Annotated in this window: 23 protein-coding genes; 11 read left to right on the top strand and 12 right to left on the bottom strand. The window is 65.7% G+C overall.

Going from position 1 to position 26,305, the window contains the following annotated elements; all coding sequences use genetic code 11:
• Positions 1 to 140: 140 nt before the first annotated feature.
• From ACFQE9_RS04025 to ACFQE9_RS04015, 3 genes are read right to left on the bottom strand one after another with little or no spacing between them, the layout of a single operon-like run.
• A complete protein-coding gene (locus tag ACFQE9_RS04025; protein ID WP_379741335.1) occupies positions 141 to 1,454 on the bottom strand; it encodes a nickel pincer cofactor-dependent isomerase, group 22 in 1,314 nt (437 codons plus the stop codon).
• Between the two features lie 5 nt (positions 1,455 to 1,459).
• Positions 1,460 to 2,473: a 4-hydroxythreonine-4-phosphate dehydrogenase PdxA gene (pdxA, locus tag ACFQE9_RS04020; protein WP_379740682.1), complete on the bottom strand. Its 1,014-nt coding sequence runs from the start codon at positions 2,471 to 2,473 to the stop codon at positions 1,460 to 1,462.
• The gene (locus ACFQE9_RS04015; protein ID WP_379740679.1) at positions 2,466 to 3,857 is read right to left on the bottom strand and encodes a four-carbon acid sugar kinase family protein; all 1,392 of its coding nucleotides are present in this window, start codon (positions 3,855 to 3,857) and stop codon (positions 2,466 to 2,468) included. Before ACFQE9_RS04015 ends, pdxA begins: the two co-directional genes overlap by 8 nt.
• Positions 3,858 to 3,963: 106 nt before the next feature.
• Here ACFQE9_RS04015 and tenA point away from each other — a divergent pair, with 106 nt between their 5' ends.
• Genes tenA through ACFQE9_RS04000 form a run of 3 tightly spaced genes read left to right on the top strand, consistent with a single transcriptional unit; the run spans position 3,964 to position 6,949 of the window.
• A complete protein-coding gene (tenA, locus tag ACFQE9_RS04010; RefSeq protein ID WP_379740676.1) occupies positions 3,964 to 4,629 on the top strand; it encodes a thiaminase II in 666 nt (221 codons plus the stop codon).
• Positions 4,626 to 5,393 carry a TenA family protein gene (locus tag ACFQE9_RS04005; RefSeq protein ID WP_379740673.1) on the top strand — a complete coding sequence of 256 codons (768 nt, stop codon included), beginning with the start codon at positions 4,626 to 4,628 and terminating at the stop codon, positions 5,391 to 5,393. The genes tenA and ACFQE9_RS04005 overlap by 4 nt, the downstream gene beginning before the upstream one ends.
• Positions 5,393 to 6,949, top strand: a complete 1,557-nt coding sequence (locus tag ACFQE9_RS04000) for a sodium:solute symporter family transporter (RefSeq protein ID WP_379740670.1) — start codon at positions 5,393 to 5,395, stop codon at positions 6,947 to 6,949. The genes ACFQE9_RS04005 and ACFQE9_RS04000 overlap by 1 nt, the downstream gene beginning before the upstream one ends.
• Before the next feature lie 97 nt (positions 6,950 to 7,046).
• Here the strand turns inward: ACFQE9_RS04000 and ACFQE9_RS03995 are convergent, their stop codons facing one another.
• From ACFQE9_RS03995 to ACFQE9_RS03980, 4 genes are all read right to left on the bottom strand, one after another.
• The gene (locus ACFQE9_RS03995; protein WP_379740667.1) at positions 7,047 to 9,275 is read right to left on the bottom strand and encodes an LUD domain-containing protein; all 2,229 of its coding nucleotides are present in this window, start codon (positions 9,273 to 9,275) and stop codon (positions 7,047 to 7,049) included.
• Positions 9,268 to 9,777, bottom strand: a complete 510-nt coding sequence (locus ACFQE9_RS03990) for an LUD domain-containing protein (RefSeq protein ID WP_379740664.1) — start codon at positions 9,775 to 9,777, stop codon at positions 9,268 to 9,270. Before ACFQE9_RS03990 ends, ACFQE9_RS03995 begins: the two co-directional genes overlap by 8 nt.
• A gap of 82 nt (positions 9,778 to 9,859) precedes the next feature.
• Positions 9,860 to 10,288, bottom strand: coding sequence for a universal stress protein (locus tag ACFQE9_RS03985; RefSeq protein ID WP_379740661.1), 429 nt, complete (start codon positions 10,286 to 10,288; stop codon positions 9,860 to 9,862).
• Positions 10,289 to 10,337: 49 nt separating this feature from the next.
• Positions 10,338 to 11,369 carry an NAD(P)-dependent alcohol dehydrogenase gene (locus ACFQE9_RS03980; protein ID WP_379740658.1) on the bottom strand — a complete coding sequence of 344 codons (1,032 nt, stop codon included), beginning with the start codon at positions 11,367 to 11,369 and terminating at the stop codon, positions 10,338 to 10,340.
• Positions 11,370 to 11,667: 298 nt separating this feature from the next.
• Between ACFQE9_RS03980 and ACFQE9_RS03975 the strand changes: the two genes are divergently transcribed.
• From ACFQE9_RS03975 to ACFQE9_RS03950, 6 genes are all read left to right on the top strand, one after another.
• Positions 11,668 to 13,239: an ABC transporter substrate-binding protein gene (locus ACFQE9_RS03975; protein ID WP_379740655.1), complete on the top strand. Its 1,572-nt coding sequence runs from the start codon at positions 11,668 to 11,670 to the stop codon at positions 13,237 to 13,239.
• A 261-nt stretch (positions 13,240 to 13,500) separates the two neighbouring features.
• A complete protein-coding gene (locus tag ACFQE9_RS03970) occupies positions 13,501 to 14,220 on the top strand; it encodes a carbohydrate ABC transporter permease (RefSeq protein WP_379740652.1) in 720 nt (239 codons plus the stop codon).
• Entirely contained in the window at positions 14,217 to 15,095 is an 879-nt protein-coding gene (locus tag ACFQE9_RS03965; RefSeq protein WP_379740649.1) for a carbohydrate ABC transporter permease, read from the top strand. The genes ACFQE9_RS03970 and ACFQE9_RS03965 overlap by 4 nt, the downstream gene beginning before the upstream one ends.
• Positions 15,096 to 15,157: 62 nt before the next feature.
• Entirely contained in the window at positions 15,158 to 16,327 is a 1,170-nt protein-coding gene (locus tag ACFQE9_RS03960) for an ABC transporter ATP-binding protein (protein ID WP_379741332.1), read from the top strand.
• A gap of 119 nt (positions 16,328 to 16,446) precedes the next feature.
• Positions 16,447 to 17,412 carry a mannonate dehydratase gene (locus ACFQE9_RS03955; protein ID WP_379740646.1) on the top strand — a complete coding sequence of 322 codons (966 nt, stop codon included), beginning with the start codon at positions 16,447 to 16,449 and terminating at the stop codon, positions 17,410 to 17,412.
• A 98-nt stretch (positions 17,413 to 17,510) separates the two neighbouring features.
• On the top strand, positions 17,511 to 18,287 hold the full coding sequence (locus tag ACFQE9_RS03950) for an IclR family transcriptional regulator (protein ID WP_379740643.1): 777 nt from the start codon (positions 17,511 to 17,513) through the stop codon (positions 18,285 to 18,287).
• A 347-nt stretch (positions 18,288 to 18,634) separates the two neighbouring features.
• Here the strand turns inward: ACFQE9_RS03950 and ACFQE9_RS03945 are convergent, their stop codons facing one another.
• Positions 18,635 to 19,606, bottom strand: a complete 972-nt coding sequence (locus ACFQE9_RS03945) for a D-2-hydroxyacid dehydrogenase (protein WP_379740640.1) — start codon at positions 19,604 to 19,606, stop codon at positions 18,635 to 18,637.
• Positions 19,607 to 19,869: 263 nt separating this feature from the next.
• Here ACFQE9_RS03945 and rdfA point away from each other — a divergent pair, with 263 nt between their 5' ends.
• Together rdfA and ACFQE9_RS03935 are read left to right on the top strand one after the other, a co-directional pair.
• The gene (gene rdfA, locus ACFQE9_RS03940; protein ID WP_379740637.1) at positions 19,870 to 20,475 is read left to right on the top strand and encodes a rod-determining factor RdfA; all 606 of its coding nucleotides are present in this window, start codon (positions 19,870 to 19,872) and stop codon (positions 20,473 to 20,475) included.
• A gap of 142 nt (positions 20,476 to 20,617) precedes the next feature.
• Positions 20,618 to 22,564, top strand: a complete 1,947-nt coding sequence (locus tag ACFQE9_RS03935; protein ID WP_379740635.1) for an archaea-specific SMC-related protein — start codon at positions 20,618 to 20,620, stop codon at positions 22,562 to 22,564.
• Here ACFQE9_RS03935 and ACFQE9_RS03930 read toward each other — a convergent pair.
• From ACFQE9_RS03930 to ACFQE9_RS03915, 4 genes are all read right to left on the bottom strand, one after another.
• Entirely contained in the window at positions 22,561 to 23,127 is a 567-nt protein-coding gene (locus ACFQE9_RS03930; protein WP_379741329.1) for a YqaA family protein, read from the bottom strand. The genes ACFQE9_RS03935 and ACFQE9_RS03930 overlap by 4 nt on opposite strands.
• 37 nt (positions 23,128 to 23,164) lie before the next feature.
• A complete protein-coding gene (locus tag ACFQE9_RS03925) occupies positions 23,165 to 23,587 on the bottom strand; it encodes a GtrA family protein (RefSeq protein ID WP_379740632.1) in 423 nt (140 codons plus the stop codon).
• Entirely contained in the window at positions 23,584 to 25,020 is a 1,437-nt protein-coding gene (locus tag ACFQE9_RS03920) for a sulfatase (RefSeq protein WP_379740629.1), read from the bottom strand. Before ACFQE9_RS03920 ends, ACFQE9_RS03925 begins: the two co-directional genes overlap by 4 nt.
• Positions 25,021 to 25,279: 259 nt before the next feature.
• Positions 25,280 to 25,933 carry a TetR/AcrR family transcriptional regulator gene (locus tag ACFQE9_RS03915; protein WP_379740626.1) on the bottom strand — a complete coding sequence of 218 codons (654 nt, stop codon included), beginning with the start codon at positions 25,931 to 25,933 and terminating at the stop codon, positions 25,280 to 25,282.
• Positions 25,934 to 26,305: the final 372 nt, after the last annotated feature.

Raw genomic sequence — 26,305 nt, 5'->3', positions numbered from 1 at the left:
TCGATTCACGATTCGCTCGCGCTTTGAACCGGCCGTGAATGGCCGCCTCCAACGGTCAACTCCCGCCGCCCACGTTCCTCTCCCCGCATTCGTTCCGCTTCGTGAGGGACACCGCCGATCGAAGGCGACCGAACCCTCACCTAGACGCCGTAGGGGTCCTCGGGAAGCTCGCCGTCCTCGAAGGCGAGCGGCGCCAGTTCGCCGACGGTGACGTTCTCCATCGACTGGAGCTCGGGGACGACGGGCTCGGAGACGACGAGCGTGCCGGGCTCCATCGTGTTCGGGATCCGGGCGATCCGAAGCTCGCTCGGGTCCGGCGTGCCGGTGATCGAGGGCGCGAGCTGGAACGCGCTCGCGTCCTCGGGAACGATGAGCGGGATGTTCGCCCGGGACGTCTCCCCGCTCGTCGCGACGTTGAGGTAGGTGTCCCCGAGATCCAGATCCGCGACGAAGTCCTCGTGGATCAGATCGGCGAGCCCCATTCCGAGACCGTTTCCGTGTGAGGGCCCCGTAAGCGAGCGCACGTAGATGCGGGTGTAATCCGGCGTGTCGGGCTCCGCCTCGCCGCGGAACCGCAGCCGGCCGATGACGTTGGTGTCGAGGCCGGTCCCGCTCACCTCCTTTCCGCTCTCGTCGACGACGAGGAGGTCGAGATCGTCGACCGGCAGCGTCGGCAGCTCCTCGTAGGCCCGCTCGAGCAGCTCCGGCTCGCGATCGAGGATCGACTCGGCGGGAACGCCCTCGACGTGGGCGGCCCGGTCGCGGGCGTTCTCGATCAGCGCGACCCCGCCGAGGATCGGCAGCTCCTCGATGAGGATCCGCGCGCGCTCGCGGATCTCCTCGCCCATGTCGCCGGCGAGCGCCGCGTTGTGCATCATCTCCGCGCCGCGGTGTTTGCCCATGCCGATCACGGACATCTTACACAGCCCGGACTCGATCCCCGCGGAGAAGTCCGTGTGCGGCTTCACCCGGTTCGCGATCAGGATCGCGTCGGCGGCGACGGCGTTGGCGTCGGCGTAGACCGGACTGCCGTCCCGCTCGCCCACCCGCTCTACGTCCATCGTCGCGCGTATCTCACAGCCGAGCGACTCCTCGGACATGTCGAGGTCGGCGAGCACCTCGCGCTGCCCCTCGGCGGTCGCGCCGCCGTGGCTCCCCATCGAGGGGAAGACGAACGGCTCGTAGCCGCGCGCCTGCAGCTCGTCGATGACGCCGCGGATCATCTCCGGGAAGTCGTGGATGCCGCGGCTCCCGGCGGTCACGGCGATCTCCGCGCCGGCCGCCAGATCGTCGAGGGCCGGCAGGTCGTCGACCGCCTCCCGGCCGGCGGCGTCGACGTCCTCGATCGTCTCCACCTCCCAGTCGACCTCGACGGGAGCGAATCGCGGGAACTCCTCGATCGTCGCGTCGTTGGCCGAGGCGAGCCGCTCCGCGTCCGGAACCTCGAGGGGAATCTCGCTCATCGTTTCGACCTTCCCGAACTCGCCATGTCGACCGCGACGTCGACCGCGTCGATCAGGCTCCGCTCGGAGGCGATCCCCTCGCCGGCGATGTCGAAGGCCGTGCCGTGGTCGACGCTCGTCCGGATGATCGGCAGGCCGATCGTCACGTTGACCCCGGAGACGGCGTCGCCCCCGGCGAACCCGAGCATCTTGATCGGGATGTGTCCCTCGTCGTGATACATCGAGACCACGCAGTCGAACTCCCCGCGGGCGGCCCTGACGTAGATCGTATCGGGGGATTCGGGCCCCTCGACGTCGATCCCCTCGGATCGGGCCTGCTGGACCGCGGGTTCGATCTCCTCGCCGTCCTCGTTCCCGAGGAGTCCGCCGTCGCTCGCGTGGGGGTTCAACCCCGCAACGGCGATCGACGGCGACTCGATGCCGAGATCCGAGAGCGCCTCGTCGGTGAGCCGGATGACGGACAGGACGTTCTCCTCGGTGACGAGGTCGCAGGCCTCACGCAGCGGGACGTGCGTCGAGACGTGGGTGACGCGCAGCTCGTCCTCGACGAGCATCATCGAGTAGTTCTCGGTGTTCGTGTGGTCGGCGAGCATCCCGGTGTGGCCCGCGTAGTCGCTCCCGGCGAGCTTCGTCGCCTGTTTGTTGATCGGCGCGGTCGTGATCGCGTCGATGGATCCGGCCTTCGCGAGCTCGATCGCGCGCTCGATGTACTCGAGGCTCGCGACGCCGTGCTCCTCTTTGACCTCGCCGCGGACGATCTCCGCGACGTTGTCCAGATCGAGGACGGGAATCCGGTCGTCCGCGAAGCTCGCGTCCGCGACGTCGTCGACGCGTTCGACCGAGAGATCGAGATCACAGACCTCGATGGCCGCCTCGATCACGTCAGCGTCGCCGATGACGATCGGTCGCGATCGCTCGAGAAGCCCTCCGTAGGCCTTCGCTATCACTTCCGGGCCGATTCCGCCCGGATCGCCCATCGTGATCCCGACGATCGGGTGTCGTTCACTCATCGCTGGAGTCTAACGCGTTCAGACAGTTAACTATCGTTGCTTCGCCGCCGAATCCGCCCGCCTTGGTCACCACGGGCGTTCCGGCCGCGACTCCGTCGGAGAGGCGACCGATCGGGATCCCGGCCTCGACGGCCCGTCCCGTGAGCCGGATCGTCGTCGCGTCGAGCGCCCGGAGAACCGCGACGGCTATGTCGCCGCCGGTGAGGAACACCCCGGAGGGGGGCTCCTCGGCCGTAATCCGCCTCGCGGTCTCGCCGAGTTCCGCCGCGACTCGACGCCTCACCTCGCTCCCGTCGAGCCCGCGTTCCGCGCCGGCCGCGACGGTCCGATCGACCGCGTCCCGATCGACCGCGGCGGTGACCACCGCGCTCTCGCCGGCGCGAAGCCGAGCGAGCGCCCCGGAAACGGTCCCGTCGTTTCCCTCTCCGGTCACGGTCGCGACGGGATCGAGTTCGAAGACCGCGTCCGACGGGACCTTCGACAGCTGCGTGAGCGTCGCGGAGTTGATGCTCCCGATCACTCCGAGCGGGGCGCCCGCATCCTTGGAGGCCCGCGCGTTCGCCGCATCCTCGTCCGTCGGCTCCTCGCCCGACCTCCGTGCGTCCGTCGGCTCCGTATCTACCGTGTCCGAGGCCGGACCCGATTCCGGGACCCTCACGTGGTCGGCCAGCCCGTTGCTCCCCACGTAGAGCGTATCGAGATCGGCCGCCGCCTCCGCGATGGTGGCGAGATCCCCGTCCGTGCGCGCGTCGGCGACGACGATCGGCGCGCGGTCGACGGCTCCGTGCGCGCGGTCGGCGTCCCCGGGTCCGGTTTCGGACGATTCGTTCGCCCCCTCGACCGCTTCTCGAAGCGCGGATCGAACCGCGTCGACGCCCTCCTCGACGACCGCCAGCTCGACCGTCACCACCCGCCGATCGAGGCTGGAAAGGAGGACGGGGATCGACGAGTCGGTCGGGCCGCCCTCGTCGGCGCCGTATTCGGTATCGGCCACCGGCGTTCCGTCAACCAGGTGGACCCCGTCCTCGGTGGTCCGGCCGCCGCCCGGAAACGCCGGCGCGACGACGGCGAGGTCGCTGCCCGCTTCCGTGAGGGCGGCGTCGATCTCCGCGGCGACGTTGCCCCGAAGCGTCGAGTCGATCTTCTTGAAGACGACCTCCGCGGGAACGCGCCGGACGGCCTCCTTTACCGCCTCGACGGCCGTCTCCCGGTCGACGTATCGGCTGTCCGTGTTGGTCCCGACGACCGACGCGTCCGACTCCAGCGACCCCTCGACGTCCCCCGGCAACGCGAGGACCGCCGTTCGATGGCCACGGGCCGCGAACCCGTGGGCGGTGTCCATCGCGCCCGTGAGGTCGTCCGCCACGATCGCGGCGTTATACATGCCCCCCGATAGCGGCGACGGCCCCAAAACTGCCCCGGATCGGAACGAGTGGAATCATCGGATGGTATTACCAACTTATATAACGGCGGAACGCCGACCCTCGCCCATGGGCTTTACGACCGACCTGGAGCCGATCGCCGACCCGATCTGGGAGGCGATCCTCGATCATCCGATGGTCGAGGCGCTGGGCGCGGGAACGCTCGAGGAGGAGCCGTTCCGGTACTGGGTGCGACAGGATTATTACTATCTGATCGAGTACGCGCGCGTGTTCTCCCACGGCGCCGCGAAGGCGCCCGACCTGGATCGAATGGGCACCTTCGCCGAGCTGCTCGAGTCGACGATCAACACCGAGATGGACCTCCATCGCGCCTACGCCGCCGAGTTCGACCTCTCGCCGGCGGATCTGGAGGCGACCGACCCCTCGCCGACGACCCGCGGATACACGGACTTCCTCGTCCGGGTTGCGGCCACGGGGACGTTCGGGGATCTGGTCGCCGCCCTCCTCCCGTGCATGTGGGGGTTCAACGAGACCGGAACCCGTCTCGCCGAGGACGGGATGCCCGCGGACGACCGCTACGCCGAGTGGATCCGGACGTACGCCGGCGAGGAGTTCACCGAACTGACCGACTGGTGTCTCGAGTTGATGGACGAGGTGGCGGCCGACGCGAGCGAGTCCGACCGGGACCGCTATCGCGAGCTGTTTCACACCTCCGCGCGCTACGAGTACCGGTTCTGGGACGCCGCCTGGCGGCGCGAGGGGTGGTCGCTTTGAGCCCCTCCGACGGCTCCTTCGAGGCGTACGCCGCCGATCGGTCCGACGCGAGGGTCACGGAGTGGCTCCGGGACCGCGCCGAGCCCGGCTGGAGCGCGGCGGTCGACAACCGGTTCGTCCGGGAGCTCGGCGCCGGTGAGCTCGACGACGAGGTCTTTCGACGCTACCTGGTGCAGGACTACGCCTTCCTCGACACGCTCGTCGGCACCTTCGGACACGCGGTCGCGACGGCGCCGACGATGGCGGCTCGATCGCGGCTCGTGGGGTTCCTCGGCGTGCTCACCGACGAGGAGAACGACTACTTCGAGCGCTCCTTCGAGGCGCTTTCGGTCCCCGAATCGGACGTCCGCGATCCGACGCACGCGCCGACGACGCTGGCTCTCGAGGACCTCCTCGAGCGCGCCGGTCGGGAGGGCGGGTACGCGGAGACGCTCGCCGTGTTGGTTCCCGCGGAGTGGATCTACCTCGAGTGGGCGCGGTCGGTCGCGGACGGGGAGTCGGGATCGACGCCCGACCGATTCTACCTCGCGGAGTGGGTCGACCTCCACGCGAACCCCGAGTTCGAGTCGTTCGTCGAGTGGCTCCGTTCCGAACTCGATCGCCACGGCGCCGCGGTCTCGCCCCGTCGTCGCCGCCGCCTCGATCGCCTGTTCTCCAGGACCGTCGAACTCGAGGCCGCGTTCTTCGAGGCGGCGTTCGAGGCGCCGGACGGACGTCGAACGGCGCCGGGCGGCCCCCTCGCCGATTCGGGAGGTGAGAACTGATGGTGACGACCGCGACCGCGCTCGGTCTCACGGTCGCGACGCTCGTCGTCTTCACGCTGCTCGGAATACGGGCCTCCAGGGGGCACGTCGACTCAGTCGAGGACCTCATCTCGGCCCGTGATTCGGCCGGCGAGGGGCGGACGACCGCGACCCTCGTCGCCTCGGTGATGGGCGTGTGGATCCTGCTTTCGGCGCCGGAGGCCGGGGCCGCCTTCGGGATCGCCGCCGTGATCGGCTACGGCGTGGGCGAGGCGCTGCCGATGGCGGTCTACGCCACGATCGGTCCGCGGATCCGGGAGGCGATCCCGGAGGGCCACTCGCTCACCGAGTACGCCTACGTCCGCTACGGGGAGGCGATGTACGCGTTCGTCCTGGTCGTCAGCGTCGCCTACATGTTCGTCTTCGTGGCCGCCGAGCTGACCGGCATCTCGCTCGCGCTCTCGTTCGTCGCCGGCGTGCCCCAGTGGCAGACGGCAGTCCTCGTCGGCGGGTTCGTATTGATCTACACCGGCTACGGCGGGCTGCGCGCGAGCATCTTCACGGACACGATCCAGGCGGTCGTCGTCCTCCCGCTTCTCGCGATCACCGTCGTCGGGTCGGTCCTCGCGCTCGGCGGTCCCGCCGCGGTCCACGAGGGGATCGCCGCCGCGGACCCCGCCCTGCTGGATCCGACCGCCCCGGCCGGACTCCGGTTCGGAATCGCGATCGCGCTCGCCGTCCTCGGTGCCGAGCTGCTCAACCAGACGTGGTGGCAGCGCATCTACGCCGCCGAGGACTCGGCGACCGTCACCCGGAGCTTCCGGAACGCGACGCTCGTGAACGGTCTCATCGTCGCCGTCGCCGCCCTGCTCGGCGTGGTGGCGGTCGGCAACGTCGCCGTGGAGAACCCCGCGATCGCCTTCTTCACCCTGCTCGAGAGCGCCGTCCCCGAGCCGGTCCTGCTGGCGGTCGTGCTGCTCGCGTTGCTGCTCGTGATGAGCTCCATCGACAGCCTGTTCAACGCGCTGGCGAGCGTGGTCACGGCCGACCTGCCGCGGCTGCTCGATGACCCCGACGATCGGACCCTCCGTCTCGGCGCACGGGGGCTCACGGTCGCCGTCGCGGCCGCGGCCGTCCTCGTGAGCCTCGAGGCGCGAAGCGTCCTCGAACTCTTCCTGTTCGCGGACCTCCTCGGTGCCGCGGTCGCGATCCCGCTCGTCGCCGGGCTCTACTCGCGATCGCTCGGCGGGCGGGGCGCGCTGGCGAGCGCCGTCGCCGGACTCGCGGTCGGCGCCGCCTACTTCCCGTTCCCGCTCGGGATCGGGGAGACGTTGCGAGCCGTGCCGATCCTCGACGCGCTGCTTCCGGCACCCGACGGGCTGTACCTGACCGCCTTCGCCGGCGCGTTCGCCGTCTCCGGACTCGCGACGCTCGCGTTCGCCCGGCTGTCGGCGGGATCGTTCGAGTTCGACCGGCTCGCTCGGGAGATCGGCCGGCTCGACGCGAAGGGGGATGACGAGCGAGCCGGCGAAGGCGTTTCGGCGGCCGGAACCGGCGACGTCGGCGAGGATCGGTGAGGACGGAGAAGTGGTGAGGACGGAGAAGTGGTGAAGAAGGAGACGCGGTAAGAACCGGTGGGGATCGTCGTCGATCCCCCGAGGCCGGCGATCGTCGCTACTCGGTGCGTGTCGGATCCAGCAGCTCGACCGGGTGCCGGTTCCCGCGCGAGAGCAGCGAGTCGAGCTGTTCCATACAGGAGGTCCCGCTCGCGACCACGGTGCGATCGCGGGTCTCGTCCGTGGAGAACTGCTCGGCGAGCGTCTCGCCGACGTCCATGCTCAACTCGTAGTACTCGTCCTTGTAGCCGAAGCTTCCGGCCATTCCACAACACTCGACGTCCGAGGTGACGACGTCGTAGCCGAGCCGATCGAGGACCGTCTCGGTGTAGGTCTCGAGCCCGAGGGTCCGCTGCTGGCAGTGGCTGTGGTAGGCCACCTCCTCGCCGTCGCCGCTCGAGAGGCTCTCCGGCTCGGCGCCGTTCTCGAGGAGGCCGTAGACGTACTCCAGGATCTCGTAGCTCCCCTCCGAGAGGGCCCGTTGGTCGGCCTCCGGAACGAGCCGCTCGTACTCGCGGCGGAACATCGCGATGTCGCTCGGCTCGACGACGACCACGTCGTAGTCGTCCTCGACGTAGGGCAAAAGCGTCTCCGTGACGTCCTCGGCCTTTCCGGTCGCGGTCGCGATCATGCCCTGTGAAAGCGGCGCGCGGCCGGAGCCGCCGACGTCCGGGATCTCGACCGAACAGCCGAGCGCCTCGAGGACGCGAACCGCGGCCTTCCCGCGTTCGGTCTGGACGTGGTTCGTGTAGACGTCCGGGTACAACACGACCCGGCGCGTGGGGTTCTCGACGGGGGACTCGCGGGCGCTCGCCCACTTTCGAAGCGTGGTTCGCTCGAAGGAGGGAAGCTCGCGGCGGCGATCGACGCCGATCACCGACTCCATGATCGAGCGGGCGGGACTGGAGCCGGCGATCGCGTTCGAGATCGGCGCGGTGGCGCTGCCGAGCTTCGCGGCCGTCTCGAAGTTGCCGAAGAAGCGCTTGCGAAGCGGCGTGCCGCTCTCCTCCTCGTCGGGGATCAACCCGTCGACGAGGAGGTCGTCGAAGCCGGGATCCTTGCCGCGGTTGATCCGGTCGCGGACCACCGTGTTGATCCACGGGATGTCGATCTTCACGGGGCAGGCGTTCACACAGCGCGAACACCCGGTACAGAGGTCGTTGAACTCCTCGGCGACGTCGAGCCCCTCGACGCCGGCCTCCCAGCCCGTCGCGATCCCGCCGGTGTAGGTCTCCCCCCCGAAGGCGTGGCCGCCGACCGACTGGAAGTTCGCACAGGAGTTCGCACACGCGCCACACCGGATGCAGTAGAGCGTCTCGCGAAGCTCGTCGTCCGCGCGCATCTCCGTGCGGCCGTTGTCGATGAGCACGAGGTGGAACTCCCGGTCGGCGTCGTCGCCGCCGAACCCTTCCACGTCGTGGTTCTCGAAGTCGATGGTCGGCGTATCGACCGGGGGCGACAGGATGGAGAGGTACTGGGGGATCTCCTGGCCGGTCGCCGACCGCGAGATGAGCTCGGCGAAGGGGTGCAGCTCGCGAATGCTCGGGATGATCTTCTCGATGCCGGCGACCGCGACGTGGGTGTCCGGGATGGCGGCGCACTTGCGGGCGTTCCCCTCGTTCGTCACGAGCGCGATCGTTCCGCTTTCGGCCATCACGTAGTTCGCGCCCGTGATCCCGACGTCTGCCGCGTCGATGCGCTCGCCGAGGTACTCGCGTGCGAAGGCGGTGAGCTTCTCGGGCGTATCGAGCGACTCCTCGACGTCGAACTCGTGGTTGAACAGCTCGGTGATGTCCTCACGGGAGCGGTGCAGCGAGGGACCGACGATGTGTGAGGGCGCCTCCTCCGCCACCTGGATGACGAACTCGCCGAGATCCGTCTCCCAGGTCTCGACGTCGGCCTCCTCGAGCGCCTCGTTCATGTCGATCTCCTCGGTCGTCATCGACTTCGACTTCACGACCGACTCCGCGTCCTTCTCGTCCATCACCTCGGAGATGTACGCGTTGGCGTCCTCGGCGTCGTCGGCGACGTAGACGGTGCCGCCGTTGGCCTCGACTGCCTCCTTCGTCTCCTCGATGAGCTCCGGGAGGCGTTCGATGGCGTCCTCCTTGATCTCGCGGGCCTGCCTGCGGTACTGTTCGTGGACGTCGGGACCCATCTCGTCTATCGCGGCGTACCGCTGGGCGTTGAGGTGTTTCGTGTTCTCCTTTATCCCGTCGCCCTCGCTTTCCATCAGGCTCCGGATCCTGTCCGCGTCGAGGTGCGGCTTCTCTGATGCGTTACTCATCGTCCTGGATGATGATGACGTGTACTCGTTCGGGTCCGTGGACGCCCTGGACGAGCGCCCCCATGTCGCCGGTCGCGCTCGGGCCGGTCGCGAGGATGAACGAGCGGTTGCCGTCCTCGAACTCCTCGTCGAGCCACTCGAACCCGGACTTCAGGTCGGTTCTGATGTCGGATTCGAACACGACGGCGACGTGTGTCGACGGGTACAGCGAGACGAACTCGTCGCCGCCCGGCAGCGACTCGATCGCGACGGTTCCAAGCGAGGCGATGCCGAGCCGCGAGCCGGAGACGCCGGTCTCGGCCTCCCGGAGCTGGTCCGGCGAGGGATCGAGCGTGACGTTGGCTCCTTCGAGCGAGACGGACTCGAAGGGAAGCTCGGCGCCGACCGCCGGCTGATCGATCGCGGACTCGAGCGCGTCCGGGAACTCCTCCGGCGTCGTCACGGTCGAAACCGTGTCCGGAAGCTCCGAAAGCGATCGTTGGAACTGCTGTACGGCACTCATACGTCGGTGGTGGGTTCTCTCGTAAATAAAGCTTCAGTATGCGGATCGACGCCGCCGCACCGTCCCGTTTCGCTGGGCCCGATCAGTCGCTCGCGGTGATCGTGACGACCGGCCGTTCGGTGTTCAACAGGACGGACTGCGTGACGCTCCCGAAGAGCGCCTTGCCGACCGGCGATCGACTCCGTCCCCCGATCACGAGGTATCTCGCGTCGACCTCGTCGGCGTACTCGACGATCTTCTTGCCCGGCGTTCCGATCCGCGAGACGACCTTCGTCTCGGCGTCGAGCTCCTCCAGGAAGTCCTCGACGGCCTCCGCCGCGGCGGCCTCGGCGACGTCCCCAGAGCCCTCCTGTCGTGACTCCGACTGGCGCTCGACGGTCCTCGTGTACTCGGACTCGTCGGTGACGTGGATCAGGTGGACCTCGTCGTCGAAGGCCGCCGCCAACGCGTCGGCCTCGAGTGCGATCTCGCGCGACTGTTCGGACTCGCTCACCGCTGCGAGGATGACCATGTGGATCGGGGCTCACCCATGGTACATAAACGTTTCCGGGGCGGCGGGGTCACTCCTCGCCGACGGACACCATTCCTTTGAGGATCGCGGGATCGCTGGCGCGTTCGAGCGCCTCCCCGATCTCCGAGAGCGGATCGGCGAAGTCGACGAGCGCGCCGACGTCGATCCGACCGTCCTCGAGCAGCGCGATCGCGTCGTCGTATTGGTTCGCGAACCGGTAGCTCCCGCGGACGTCGATCTGTCCGCGAACGAGATCGTACGTCGAGACCGGTACCTCGGCGTCGGGGGCGAGCCCGACGAGGACGACGATCCCGTCGCGTGCGACCGAATCGAGCGCGGTCTCGACCGCCGGCCGTGCGCCGGAGGCCTCGATGACGACGTCCGCGCCGCCGTCGAGATGATCGCGGACGCGCTCTGCGACGTCGCCCGCACGACCGTCGATCGCGTGGTCGGCGCCGAACGAACGCGCACGCTCGAGCTTCGAATCCACGATGTCGGTGACCGCGATCTCGCTGGCGCCCGCCGCGCGCGCACACGCCATCGCCAGGGTTCCGATGGGGCCGGCACCGACGACGAGTACCGAGTCGCCGACGTCGACCTCGCCGCGGTCGACCGCCTGGAGCCCGACGCTGATCGGCTCACAGAGCGCCCCGTCGCGGGTGGAGACCGAGTCGGGAAGCGGGTGGACGAAGTCGGCCGGCCAGGCGACGTACTCCCGGAAGGCGCCGTCGGTTCCGGGCGTCGCCATGAACGAGACGTCGGGACAGAGGTTGTAGCGGCCGGTTCGACAGTACTCACAGCGTCGACACGGGACGCCGGGTTCGACCGCCACTCGGTCGCCGGACGAGAAGCCCTCCACGTCGGATCCGACCTCCGCGATCCGGCCGGCGCTCTCGTGGCCGAGGACGAGCGGCTCCTCGACGATCCGATCGCCCATCCGTCCGTGTTCGTACCAGTGGAGGTCCGAGCCACAGATCCCGACGTCGGTGATCTCGACGAGCACCTCGTCGGAGGCCGGCTCCGGCCGGTCCACGTCGCGGAGTCGAACGTCACCGGCGTCGACGAGTTCGGCGGCGCGCATCAGCTGTCGCCTCCTGCACGTCCGAGTCGGACCGACGCTTTTGAAGCAGGATCTCCATCGATCCGAGAACGTTCCGTGGCCCTTGGTTGTTGCCCGAGCATTACTTTGGCACACGAAAACAGGTCGCATTATCCTTTCGACTACGCTGATTAGCGACGATAGGTTTCAGCAATTCGATCCGCGAGGCCACCTAGGCGATAGGCGTGAGGGATCAAACCCTTCCCGGGTCCTGATTATCATGAATTAATAATACCATGGTATAGTAACCTATTTATAATTCCAATTTGAAAGTGCTATTATGCCACACGATGGCAGAATCGATCGCAGAGACGTACTGAAAGCAACCATTGCGGCCGGTTCGATCGGACTTGCCGGCTGTAGTGGTAATGGCGGTGGCAACGGCGGCGGTAATGGCGGTGGCAACGGCGGCGGTAATGGCGGTGGCAACGGCGGCTCCGGCGGCTTCATGGAGCAGGCCCGAAGCATCGGCTTCTCCGAAAACTGGGAGGCACGCCGTACGACGACGCTTGACGAGTGGCCACTCGAGCAGAGACAGGCCATCCCCGACGAAGGCAATCGTGCTGACTCCAGCGCCTGGGCGGAATCCCAAGCGGTTCAATCCGCTCCCTGGCAGCCCCCCGAGGGGTGGGACGACACGGCGGCGGGCGATATCGACGAGATCCAGATACTCAACTTCGGATCACTCGAGTTTGACCCGGCGACGGTCGCCGCGCACGGGATGTTCGAGGATCGAACCGGTATCACGATCAATCCTCTCGAGATCACGGTCGATCAGGCGATTCCGAGGGAGACCGCGTTCCTTCAGGCCGGCGAGTCCGAGCCGGAGGCGTTCCAGGTCGTCGTGGCCGACTCGCTGTCGTCGTTCGCGCAGGCGGGTCATCTTCAAGCGATCGACCCGCTGTTCGGTGACGACTCGATGTGGGATCCCCTTCAGCCCGCCGCACAGACGCTCCAGTACGAAGGCAGCCTCTACGGCGGTCCCGTCTACCTCGAAGGCGACCTCGTGCACGTCAACGTCGGCATGCTCGAGGATCAGGGCATCGATCAGTCAGTCATCGATAGCATCGTGAACGGTGAATGGTCCTGGGACGAACTCGAGACGTGTATGCAGGCGTTCGAGGGGACGGGCGCCTACGCTTGGGCCTACCGCGGCGCCTCGCGTACCTACACGTTGCGGGACTTCAACAAACACTACTACCAGGCTGGCGGCGAGTTCCTCAACGACGACGGCACGGTTACGGTCAACGACGAGCCGGGTTATCACGCCCTGGGCAAGATGGTCGAGTGGCTCGACAACGGGTGGGTTCCGGAGTCCGTGGTCAACTTCGGCCAGGGCGATCTCGCAGACGGGTTCACCTCCGGACAGTTCGCGATGGTGCCCGTCTACGGCGACCTGACTCCCGGTGCCGAAGCGGAGTTCGGCGACGACTACACGCCGACGCTGACTCCCGAGGGTGGCTCGGACGCGCCGAACCCGACCCGTGCGGGTCTCGCCTCGCCGAACGGGCTCGGCATCAACATCAATGCGTCCGATGCTGCCAAACTGGCGGCGATGGTGTACCTCGACGCTCGGATCTCACAGCCGGCCGCGTGGTGGGAGTTCGTCGACGAAGGCAACCAGTCGTGGCACACCGCGGTCTACGAGGAGGCCGCCCAGACTGACGCCGCGCTGTATCCGGAGATCCGCGGACGACAGGCCGAGCTCAACAAGACGGAGGTCTTCCCGCAGCAGCGCTCCATCAAACAGAACATCAGCCAGGAGTGCCAGCAGGCGATCTCCGGGTCCAAGACCCCCGAGGAAGCGCTCGATTCCGCACAGAGCTACATCGACACGGTCCTCGGTCAGTAAACCACCCCGATTGGAATTTTATTTGATATGCCCCTCGAATCAGAGGCTGGATTAAAAGCACCCGAAACGACATACGAGAACCTTCACCATCGGGTATCCCAGTTCGCCAATGACCACATTCTGTTGGTGTTGATGGGACCCGCGATTTTGACCATCTTTGCTATCTTCGTCTATCCGGTCTTCTATCTCTTCCAACAATCTCTATATCTGACACTTCCCGGAGCGGTTGAACGATTCGTTGGCGCACAGAACTTCGTCACCATGTTCCAGAACGCGGAGTTCTGGGACTACTTCCTGAACACGCTCATCTACTCCTTCGGTTCCCTCGCGATCAGTCTGGGATCCGGTCTGATAATCGCGTTGGCGATCAACCACGTGGCCCACTCGCGGCTCCGTGACGCCTACGCAACCGTGTTGATGTTCTCGTGGGCGATCCCGCTCGCCGTCGTCGCCCTCATCTGGCGGTGGATGTTTACCGGCAACGAACTCGGGTTCTTCAACATGATTCTCATGGACCTCGGTCTCATCGAGTTCCCCATCGCGTGGTTATCGACGCCGACGTTCGCGATGCTTGCCGTCACCCTGACCGACGCGTGGGCACGAATGCCCTTCGCGATGCTCGTGTTGCTCGCGGGATTGCAGTCGATCCCCGAGCACATGTACGACGCCGCCAAGGTCGACGGTGCGACGACGTTTCAGACGTTCCGTGCGATCACCGTACAGTATCTGCGACCGTACATCGCCATCGTCGCGCTCATCAACTGGATGTTCGCGTTCCGCGCGTTCGCCGTCGTGTTCCCCATGACCAGAGGTGGTCCCGGCGTGTCGACTACGGTCTTCAGCATCCACATCTACCGTGAAGGGATGATCAACTTCAACTACGGCTACGCCTCGGCGGTGGCCGTGTTCATCATCGCGATCACGCTCGTGGTCGCGACCTTCTACGTGACCAAGGTCATGGGAGACATGGAGGGACAATGAGCTCCACTGACGAAACTTACGAACGGATCAGCTACGACAAACGACAGGGGTTCTGGGACGTCCTGGAGAGCCCCAAGGTCATCCACCTCGTTTTGGCCCTGGCGGTCATCACCGTCATCGTGCCGATCTTCTGGGAGGTTCTCACCTCCCTCAAGACCAACGAGGCGGTGTACAACCTCAACTACATTCCACGGGAGCCGACGCTCTCATCGTACTACCAGGTGCTCATCGGCGAGAGTTACTGGCGGGCGGTCGTGAACAGTTTGATCATCTCCTCGACGACGACCGTCGTCGTCATTACCCTCGCGGTGCCCGCTGGGTATGCCTTCAGCAGGTATCGGTTCCGGGGTGACAACATCCTGTTCATCGGCGTGTTGTTCTCTCGTCTGTTTCCGCCCATCGGCCTGATCGTTCCGTACTACCAGATCATGGCGTGGCTCGGCCTATTGAACAGCCTCCCGGGAATCATCATCGCGCAGATCTACCTTTGGCTCCCGTTGATGATCTACATCATGCGGAACTTCTTCATGTCCATCCCACAGGATCTCGACGAATCGGCACGCGTCGACGGCTGTACGCAGCTTCAGGCGTTCCGAAAGATCGCGCTGCCGCTTGCGTTGCCGGGCGTCGCCGCGTGTTCGATCCTGACGTTCCTGTACTCATGGCGGGAGTTCCTCTTCTCGTTGATCATCACGACGGACCTGAGCTCGATGCCGATCTCGGTGGCCGTCTACCAGTTCGTCGGTGACGTGTCCGTGCAGTGGGCGTCCCTGGCCGCGGCGAGCGTCATCGCGATCATCCCGACCATCCTCGTGGTGATCTTCTTCCAGCGATACATCGTCAGCGGTCTGACGGCCGGAGCACTGAAAGAATGAGCGACCAAACCGAATCTACGAAAATGAGCGAATCCGAATCAACGCCGGCAGCGAAACCGGATATGAGCGATGGCACCGCCGACGCAAACGAGGACATCAACGTCCAGATCGAGGGCGTAACAAAGGTCTTCCGAAGCGATGAGGAGGGCGAGATCGTTGCAGTAAACGACCTCAACATCGACATTCGGCGCGGTGAATTCCTCGTCTTTGTCGGTCCCTCCGGATGTGGAAAGACCACCTCCTTGCGAATGGTAGCGGGTCTCGAGACCCCGACGGAGGGCCGGATCATGATCGAGGACGAGGACGTCACCGGCTATGATCCGCGGGAACGGGGCATCGCGATGGTGTTCCAGAACTACGCGCTGTACCCGCACATGACCGTCAAGGAGAACATGTCCTTCCCGCTTCGAATCCGGAACTACCCGGACGATGAGATCGACGAACGCGTCGACGAAGCGGCGGAACTTCTGGAGATCGACGATCTCCTCGACAGAAAACCGTCACAACTCTCCGGGGGACAACAGCAACGTGTCGCGCTCGGACGAGCGATCGTTCGAGAACCCTCCGTGTTCTTGATGGACGAGCCGTTATCCAATCTGGACGCAAAGCTTCGCGTTCAGATGCGCACGGAGCTGAACGAGATCCACAAGCGGGTCGGTAAAACGACGATCTACGTCACACACGACCAGGCGGAAGCCATGACGCTTGGCGACCGCGTCGTCGTGTTGAACGAAGGAGAACTCCAGCAGATCGGTCCGCCGCAGTACCTCTATGACAACCCCGTAAACCGGTTCGTCGCCGGGTTCATCGGAGAGCCGCCGATGAACTTCCTGCAGGTCACTATCGAGGAGACCGACGGAGGATACAAGGCGGTCGGGGACTTCTTCGAGTTCGAACTTCCCGACAGCGTCGGTTCGGACCTCGACGAATGGGACGGCTCTCTCGATAACGTCTCGTTGGGCGTTCGTCCTGAAGATCTGAGTGATTTATCGGTTCTTGATGAGGACGAGTATACCGAAAACAGTACGCTTGAGGCGACCGTGAAGGTCGTCGAGCCGATGGGCTCCGACAAGTTCCTCACGTTGACCCCGCCAACGGACTCCGAAACGGAGTTCAGCGCCCGGGTGTCCCCCGAGAGTACGGTCAGTCCGGACTCGTCGATTTCTCTTTCAGCAAACCTAGAGAAGATCCATCTGTTCGACGAGAGTACGGGCGCTAATATCACCTACTGAGCGCCCCCATCTACCACCGGATCTGTTCTCGATCCGTTCACCCGGCTTTCGTCGACATCTGGACGTCTCGACTGGGGTGATACGCAAGGTATTTATCGGGCCTTGCGATGAGTGCAGGCATGGTCGATCCAGCACTCATCCTACCGCCGACCCCGGACGAACGATGGCAGCTCGCTAAACAGATGGGCGTAACCAAGGCCGTGATCCACCCGTTGGAGATCGGAGACGACAGGACCGACTGGAGCTACGACGACCTCCTGCTCCTCACCAACTGGTTCGAGGAGGCCGGGATCGAAGTCTCGGTGATCGAGGGGAGCGTTCCCATCACCCAGCGCGTACGCCTGGGACGTGAGGGACGCGACGAGGACATCGAGGAGTTCAAGCAGTTCCTCCGCGACTGCGGCCGCGTCGGGATCCCCGTCGTCTGTTACGACTGGATGGCCGGCATCCGGTGGGCCCGGACCGAGGCGCACGTCGAGTCCCGCGGCGGCTCCTACGTGACCGCCTACACGAACGATCGCATGCATGCGGACGAACAGGACGCGCCCTTCGACGTCTCGCGTGAGGAGCTGTGGGAGGCCATCGAGTACTTCCTCAACGAGGTCGTCCCCGTCGCGGAGGAGGCCGGAGTCAAACTCGGGCTCCACCCCGACGATCCGCCGCGTGAATCCGTCCGCGGGATCCCCCGCATCATCAACAGCCCGGAGGCGTACCAGCGCGTGCTCGACTGCTACGAGAGCGAGCACAACGGCGTCACGTTCTGTCAGGGCAACTTCGCCGCGATGGGCGTCGACGTCCCCGAGACGATCCGCCGGTTCGGCGACCGGATCAACTTCATCCACTTCCGTGACGTCGAGGGCGACGCCGACGACTTCGTCGAGACGTGGCACGACGAGGGACCGACCGACATGCTCGCGGCGATGCGCGCCTACGAGGAGGCCGTCGACGACGACGTCGTCATGCGACCGGACCACGTACCGACGATGGCCGGCGAGGACAACTCCAACCCCGGCTACCACACGAAGGGACGGCTGTTCGCGATCGGCTACATGCGCGGGCTCCGCGAGCAGGCGCTCCAGGAGTAGGCCGCGACGTCGTTCGACGACGGCCACGCGATCGGCCGTCCAATCGACGTGGACACGTCGCAACCGATATCGGTCTCCGGTCGAACGGTGAAGCAAGGATGGCGAACGAGGATCGGGACGACGGCCGGAACCGGATCGACGCGGTCACGAAGAGCTTCACGGTGATCCGCGGACTCCTCGAGTTGGAGGCGTGTGGGGTCCGCGAGCTGGCCGCCCATCTGGAGGTTCCGAAAAGTACCGTCCACGTTCACCTGTCCACGCTCGAGGACCTCGGCTACGTTCGAAACGACGGGGGGACGTATCGCCTCTCGTATCGGTTTCTCGAGATCGGCGGGCAGGTCCGCCATCGCGACGACATCTATCAGGTCGCCAGGGACGAGGTGGCCGAACTCGCCCGCGAGACCGGTCACGTCGCGACGGTCGGGGTCGAGGAGGACGGCTATCGCGTCATGCTGTTCCGAACCGAACCCGCCGGCAGCATCTTCAACAACGCGCCGACCGGCGAGTACACGCGAATGCACTGGACCGCGGTCGGCAAGGCGCTCTTGGCCACCCTGTCCACCGAGAAGGTGGAGTCGATCGTGGACCGCCGCGGTCTCCCCCGCGCGACCGACCGAACCATCACCGACCGGGAGACGCTCCACGAGGAGCTCGAGACGATCCGGGAACGCGGCTACTCGATCGAGGACGAGGAGCGAGCCCTCGGGGTGAAATCGGTCGCGGTCCCGATCGAAGGCGACGGCGGGATCGACGACGCCGCGGTCTCGATCGCCGGACCGAAACACGAACTCGGTCCCGAACGGGTTCGCGAGGAGATCCTGCCGGCGCTTCGAAACGTCGCGAACGTCCTCGAGTTGCGCGCGCGACATTACTAGACCCGGTTCAGAGCTAGACCCGGTTCAGAGTCGGCTCAGAGCCAGCTTCGGGAATCGATCGGGAGGCCGGCTTCGGAGGGCGGTCCGAAAGCCGGGCCCGAGGTGGTCGGAGCGACCAACGCCCCGCTGGACGATGGCTATCGTCCATTCTGGTTGGACGATCGTCGCTCACACGACGGAAACGCCACGTGGAACCGGATCGAACGAATCGATATGGGGAGATAATTACACGTGTACTCCTGTAATCATCGATCGATTACTCCGGATCAGTCTCCCATTCAGTTGTCAAAAACGCCCTCTGTCCAATGTCGTTGGACCTCTATGTGTTCCCCCTCCTCGTGGGAACGTCACTCGGGACGGCGAACGACGTTTCGGAACTCGTCGTAGTCGTCGCCGCGGTCGAGGTGTTCGACGTTCTCGGCGACGATGTCGGCCAGTCGCGACCAGTGTTTCGGGCTGTGGCCCGCGTTGTGTGGCGTGATCGTCACGTCCTCGAAGTTCCAAAGCGGGTGGTCGCGAGGCAGCGGTTCCGGATCGGTGACGTCGAGACCGGCCCCGCCGATCTCGCTGGATCGAAGCGCATCGACCAGCGCGTCCGTGTCCACGATCGGTCCCCGGCCGATGTTGACGAGGTAGGCGCTCGGCGGCAGCGTCTCGAAGGCGTCGGCGTCGATCAGCCCGCGCGTCGCCTCGGTGAGGGGCGAGGCGATGATCAGGTAGTCCGTCCGCGCGTAGGCGCGCTGGAGAGCCTCCTCCTCGAAGCCGATCACCTCGTCGGTGGGGCCGCCCTTCTCCGGCGAGTACCGGACGCCGATCGTCTCGACGTCGAACGCCGAGACCCGTTCGGCGATCGCGGTGCCGATCGCGCCCAACCCGACGATCGTGACGGTACTCCCCTTCAGCTCGCCCGTCTGGAAGTGCTCCCAATGGCTTCGCGCCTGCCGCTCGCGGCCGATTCGGAGGTTGCGCGTGTAATCGAGGACGTACGCCATCACCTGTTCCGCGATGTTCGGCGCGTGGATCCCGGACGCGTTCGTCACGGCGACGCCGGCTTCGGCCAGCCGGTCGAGCGGAAGGTGGTCGTACCCCGCCGCGACTCCCGCGAAGAGTTCGAGCTGTTCGGCGTTTTCCAGCAGTTCGTCCGGAAGCTGTACCGAGGAGATCACCCGTGCCTCCCCCGCCAGTTCGCGCTCCTCGCGGGGAGTTCGCGCCAGCTCGATCGTGTGGTTCGGCAGCCGTTCGCGGAGTTCGGCCACGTAGTCGCTCGCCGGCAGTCCGTGCGTCCCGCTTCGAAGGACGAGTACGTCGATGTCGGTCATTTCGTGTCTGTTGCTCCAGTAGACGGGTCCCACCACGGGTACAAAAGCGTTGTTGCCCTGCCGCAGTCCGGCGATCCGACGGTCCGACTCCGAACGCGCATCGACGTTGCGGATCACCGACCCCTCCGAGAAAAAGTCGTTCGAACGTGTTCGATCCGTGCCTCCTCGCCGTTCGTATCGGGAACCGTATGCGCGTTATCTACACGTTCGATCGATCGGATTTACACCGATATCCTTGTAACGCGCCGGAAGCAACTGGGGATATGACCACCGCCTCGCGGCCCAACACCAAGGTCGCACGCGTGATCGAGAAGTACGACCTCGGCGGACTCGGCGAGGACCTCGAGGAGGCGTGGACGGGCGTCGCCGGCGAGCGAACGAGCCTCCGCGATCTGGCCGACGAGTTCAACCGATCGGTGCTCGAGGCGGCGCTCCGTGCGGCCGGGGAGACGGTGGCCGAGGCGGACGTCGAAAGCGCCTATTCGACCCTCACCGACGACGACGTCTCCCGTGCGGACGAGATGCGCAAACGCCGGGAGCTCGAGAGGGCCGGAGTCGACGTCGACGACGTGCTCGGCGACTTCGTCACCCACCAGGCGATCCACACCTATCTCACGGACTACCGGGGGGCCGAACTCCCCGACCGCTCCGAGGGGCTCGTCGACCGGAAGATCGAGACGCTCGAGCGCCTGCAGGGGCGGACGTCCGCCGTGACCGAGTCGACGATCGAGACGCTCGTCTCCGGCGGACACATCACCGACCGGGACTATCAGGTGTTCCTCGACGTTCGCGTCGTCTGCGGCGATTGTGGTACCGATCACGTCGTGAGCGATCTCCTGCGCGACGGGGGATGTGACTGTGAGGTGTAATCGCGGGTGTATCTGCGAGGGATAGCTGCGAGGTGTGACCCGCCGAGCGGCCCCACACCGCTTCGGCCGCCCGGGTGATCCACCCCGCCTCGACCGCGTGAAGAGACCAAAAGTTATCAATACGGGGGTCATTACGCCACCAATGACCGACCAGGAACAGTTTGCGGATCGCGTGTCAGTACACGCGAGCAACGTCGGGGGGATCGACGAGGACGAACTGACGTTGGCTCCGGGGGTTACGGTCCTCGAGGGGCGCAACGCGACCAACCGAACGTCCTTCCTCCAGGCGATAATGGCCGGACTCGGAAGCGAGCGATCGTCGCTAAAGGGCGACGCCGACGAGGGGCGAGTCGAGCTCACGATCGGCGAGGAGACCTACACGCGAACGCTCACTCGCGAGGGCTCGGAGACCATCTACGGGGGCGACCCGTTCCTTGAGGACCCCCAAATCGCCGATCTCTTCGCGTTCCTCCTCGAGAACAACGAGGCACGCCGCGCCGTCGAACGCGGGGACGACCTCCGTGAGATCATCATGCGTCCCGTCGACACGGCGGACATCGAGGCGGAGATCACGGACCTCGAGCGGGAGAAACAACGAATAGATGGCCAGATCGAGGAGTACGAACAGCTCGAGGGCGAGCTTCCCTCCCTCGAGACCGACCGCACGGAGCTGGAGGAGGAGCTGGAGGCGGCACGCGCCGAACGCGAGCGCGTCGCCGAGGAGATCGAGGCCGCCGACGTCAGCCTCCAGGAGAGCCGCTCGCAGAAACGCGAGATCGAGGAGGCCTTCGATCGGCTTCGCGAGGCCCGTTCGGAGCTCGAGGACCTCGAGTTCGAACTCGAGGCCGAACGAACGACTCTCGAGGATCTACGGCAGGAGCGCGAGGAACTCCGCGAACAGATCGAGGAGAGCGAACAGTACGACGACGACCCCGAACGACTGGCGGGTCGCATCGAGGAGCTTCGCGAGCGCCAGCGCGCGCTCAACGAGACGTTGAGCCAGCTCGGAAGCGTCATCAGCTTCAACGAGGAGATGCTCGAGGGCAACGGACTCGAGCTCTCCGACGCTGACCTCGCCGGCGACGGCGGGACGGAACGGGTGACCGAACGGCTGATCGACGCCGGCACCGAGACCGTCTGCTGGACGTGCGGCTCGACCGTCGACGCCGACCGGATCGAGGAGACGGTCGATCGGCTTCGCGAGCTTCGCACCGAGAAGCTGAGCGAACGCAGCGACCTCCAGGAGCGGATCAACGATCTCACCTCGCGACGCTCGGAGATCGAACGCGCCGAACGCGAACGCGAACGGACTCGGCGACGCCTCGAGGATCTCGAGGAGGAGATCGAGTCGACCCGGGAGCGGATCGCCGAACTCGAGGAGTCGATCGCGGACCAGGAGGCGACGGTGGCGGATCTGGAGTCGGAGACGGAGAACGTCGGCGGCGAGTACGACGACGTGTTGGAACTCCACCGGGAGGCGAACGAACTGGATCTCCGGATCGAGCGCCTGGAGTCGGATCTCGAGGGGGTCAAAGAGGGAATCGAGGAACGCGAGGAGGCTGCGGCACAACACGAGGAGCTGCTCGACCGCCGCGAGGAGATCACGGAGGAGTTGGCCGAGCTGCGGACCCGGGTCGACCGGATCGAACGCGAGTCCGTCGAGTCGTTCAACGAGCACATGGCGTCGGTTCTCGAGGCGCTCGAGTACGGCAACATCGATCGGGTGTGGATCGAACGGAAGACCCGGGAGGTGCGCGAGGGACGCAGAAAGGTCGAAAAGAGCGCGTTCGATCTACAGATCGTTCGGGTCGCCGAGGACGGCAGCTCCTATCGCGACAGCATCGATCACCTCTCGGAGAGCGAGCGCGAAGTGATCGGGCTCGTATTCGCGCTGGCGGGGTACCTCGTTCACGAGGTCTACGAGCAGCTGCCGTTCATGCTCCTCGACTCGCTCGAGGCGATCGACTCCGACCGGATCGCGCGGGTGGTCGAGTACTTCGAGGAGTTCGCCGACTACCTGGTCGTGGCGTTGTTGCCGGAGGACGCCGAGGCGGTCTCGGAACGTGCGGCACAGACCCGGCGGTTCTAGAGGACGGCGGTGACGCCGCCGAACAGGCCGATCGTGACGAGCAGGCGACCGAGGCTTCCCAGGAACGTTGCCGCCGCGAACTTCGGGTAGTCCTCCTCGAGGACGGCAAAGGCGTAAATCGAGATCGTATCGGGGAAGAAGGGAACCGACAGGGCGATCGCGAGCCCGCCGTACCCGTACTGTCTGGCGAGCTGTACCGACCGCTTTTCGGACCACTCGAGGATCGAAAAGCGCGAGCGCCGAAGCCACCGGACGATCGGTCCCGACTGTTTGACCTCCTGGCCGATGTGGAACGCGAAGACGCTGCCGGCCGCCTTGCCGAGCGCGCTCACGAGCATGATGCTGGCGAGGTGTGCCCACGTGGGCAAGCCGAGATCGAGCGGCGCGACCAACACGATCTCGCTCGGTCCCGGCAGCGCGAAGGCGATCAAAAACGAGTAGACGAAGATGATCCCCATGCCCGGCCAGCCCGTCGCCGACTCGACGAACGCCTCGAGGCCGCCCGCGAGGGCGACGCCGACGCCGTCCGCGGAGAGAAGCGGTCCTGCGGCGGGCGGGAGCATCTCGAGCGCGTGGATCGATTCGATCGTCACGTCCGGATCACCCCCACGTCCATCGTGCATCGAGCACGTATCTGTAGATCCCGCTTATCACGATCGCGACCGCGTTGGCCGCGAGGTACGGAACGCTTCGCCACTCGACGAGCGCGAAGAGCACGCCCAGCTGGATGGGGATCGCGCTCCCCCGGACGAGGTTCGTCTTCAGGAGGCCATAGAGGTACGCCATCGTGCCCGTGTTCTGTATCGCCTGGAACGTCCAGGCGTTGTTGAGCACGTACTGGAAGACGATCGTGGTCTCGATCGCGATCGTCGCCCCGATGAGGTAGTTCAGGGACACGGAATCGACGAGAAACCACAGGAGGGCCATCTGAACGCCCGCCGCGATGGTTCCCACGATCACGAACCGCCGCAGTTGCAGGGCGAAGGGACCCTCGTGGAGGTTTCGGAGGAACGCTCGTATCATCGGTACCCGAGCGCCTCCAGGCGCGTTTCCAGGTCGTCGTCGACGGCGGCCTGGTCGCCGCGTTTCCCGTCGGCCGGTTCGCGGATCGCCGTCGCGTGTGCCTCGATGAGTGGATCGAGGCGATCCATGACCTCGCGGGCATCCGCGTCCGGATCCGTCGAGAGATCGCTCTGCTGGGTCGGATCGCTTGGGCGGTGATACAGCTCCGCGCTTCCGTCCTCGAGGTTCCTGATGTAGGTCCAGGGTCCCTCACGGGCGCTCACGAGGAGGTCTCCGTCGGCCGGTTCTCGCGGGATCGGCTGTGTCGTCACCTCCTCGCCGCGAACGGTCACGGAGACCACGGGGTCCGCCGACGGGGGCGTGCCCCGGCGAGCGCTCTCGAGGAGGCTCTCTCCCGTCCACGCCTCCGCGGCGCTCGCGCCGAGTAAGTCCGTCACCGTCGGGGGGATCGCATCGAGCCCGACGCCGCCCTCGACGCGCCGGGAGTCGGATCCCGGGACGTCGACGATGAGCGGAACGTGTATCAGCTCGTCGTAGAGCTTCGGATAGTGGGCGAGGTGGCCGTGCTCCTGGAACTCCTCGCCGTGGTCGCCCGCGAGGACGACCGCGGTCTCGTCCGCGACCCCGTTCGCCGCGAGCGCGTCGAGTACCCGGCCGACGCTGGCGTCGACCTGGCGGACCGCCGCCTGATAGAGGGTTCGAAGCTCCTCGAGGGTCCGCTCGTCGACGTCCCATCCGAGTCCGGTTCGCGTGTGCGCGTGGATCATCCGATGGGTGCCGAGCAGTCCGTCCGAGACTTCCCGGATGTACCGCGGCGCCGGGACGTATGGGGTGTGGGTGTCCATGTAGTGGATCCACAGGAAGAAGGGATCGTCGACGTCGTCGATGAAGGAGGTGGCGGCGTGTTCGACGTCGAACATCCGCGAGGTGTCGAGGAACGGCCGGTCGTCGGCGGTGCCGTTGAGCCAGGCGTGGATCCGCCGGATCGGCGAACTCGCGAGCTGGAGCCACGCCTCCACGGTCGGGTGTTTGGCGAGATAGCGGCTGTAGATGCTCGATCCGACGTTCGTGATGAACGGCTCGAACTCGTCGAAGCCGTCGTCGTATCCCCAAAACTCGGTGAGGAATCCGTTCGCGGCGTTGAATCCCCCGGTCGAAAACCCCTCCTCGGAGAGCACCTCCGGAAGCGTCTCGACCTCGTCGACGCCGATGCGACCCGAATCGGCGAAGACGGGACGCGACGCGAGGATCGACGGGAACGAGAACGGCGTCCAGTTGCCGTTCGCGAACGCCCGCTCGAAGACCGCGCCGCGGTCGGCGAGCGTGTCCATGACCGGCGTGTGTCGCGTCCCGTCGTAGGGACCGATCGCGTCGGCTCGAAGCGAGTCGACGGTGACGAGGACGACGTTCGAGACCGGTCGGTCAGCGTCCATGGTGGGGTGTGTAGACCTCCGTCGGACCCTCCGGGGCGCGGTCGCTCCGATCCCGGCGTTTTCGTCCAGATTCGAGGCGACGATCGGCCGACGGAACCCTGGCGGATCCACTACGTCTCGCCCGGGTCGCCGCCGATCCGACCGGAGGAACCATGATCATCATACGGGATCGGTCAGACGTCGCTTTATACTTTCGGAACGGGACGGTCGACCCTCCGCGTTTTCCCTCGGGGACGACCGGGCGTCGGCGCTTTCCGGCTCACGACTCTCCATCGTTCGGCTCGTCCGGCTCGTCCAGCCCATCCGATTCGCCCGGCTCGTCCCGGAGAAGCATCGCTCTCACGTACTCGTCCGCAGTACGTCTGGCGGTCTCGAGGACCCGAGCGTCCTCGAAGGTGACCGCCCGGGTTCTGGCGCCGTCGACGATCGTCGCGAGCCCCCGGGCGACGTGTTCCGCGTCGGCGTCGCAGAAGACGCCCTCCTCACGTCCCTGGTCGATCACGGTCTCGAGCATGTACCGGACGTACTCGTCGTTCCGCTCGAACCGCTCGCGAAACGTCTCGTTGTACGGCGCCTGTCCACGCATCTCCAACATCGCGACGAGGAGATCGTAGTGGTCCTCCGGAACGACGAGGAGCTGGTCGAGGAGGTGATCCAGCCGCGTCCGCGGGTCCGTCGTCTCGACCTCGTGGACCGCGGCCTTGAGGTGATCGAGGATGAACTCCAGGAACGCCACGAGCAGGTCGTCCTTGGTGTCGTAGTGGTAGTGAATGGCGGCGGTGGATTTGCCGTACTCCTCCGCGATCCGCTTCATCGTGAGGTCCGCGTATCCGTACTCACACAGCGCTCGATAGGTGGCACGCATGATCTCCTCTTCGGGATTCGGATGTGAGCGTTCCGATCGGTCGGCCATCGTCTAACTGTCCGCCGTCGTTCTGATAACTGTTTTGACTGAATATCGGGGTAGTGAGATCTGATTATCGAACGATCAGGCGCCAAACCCGATTCAACTCCGATATATGGGTTCATACCGCCGGATGGAGTATATATACAATGTTAACTGACCGATCAGTAATTGTTCACTTCGAATCATATCGCCCACGTCCTTCCGGGTTCGGTGAGCGTGTCGCGGACGCACCGATCGTGTTCGCCAGAGTGATTCGACGATCAACGAATGACAAATTCGACGTGAGGTCGAATCCGGTATCGCCGATAACGACGGTCGAACGACGGTCTGCGGTGATTTAGGGGGGTAGGTTCGGAAGTGATCGTCTCCACATGGAAA

This window comes from Halopenitus salinus (assembly GCF_042662125.1).
In the GTDB taxonomy this organism is placed as follows: Archaea; Halobacteriota; Halobacteria; order Halobacteriales; family Haloferacaceae; genus Halopenitus; species Halopenitus salinus.
This window is presented reverse-complemented; position numbering and strand designations above follow the sequence as displayed.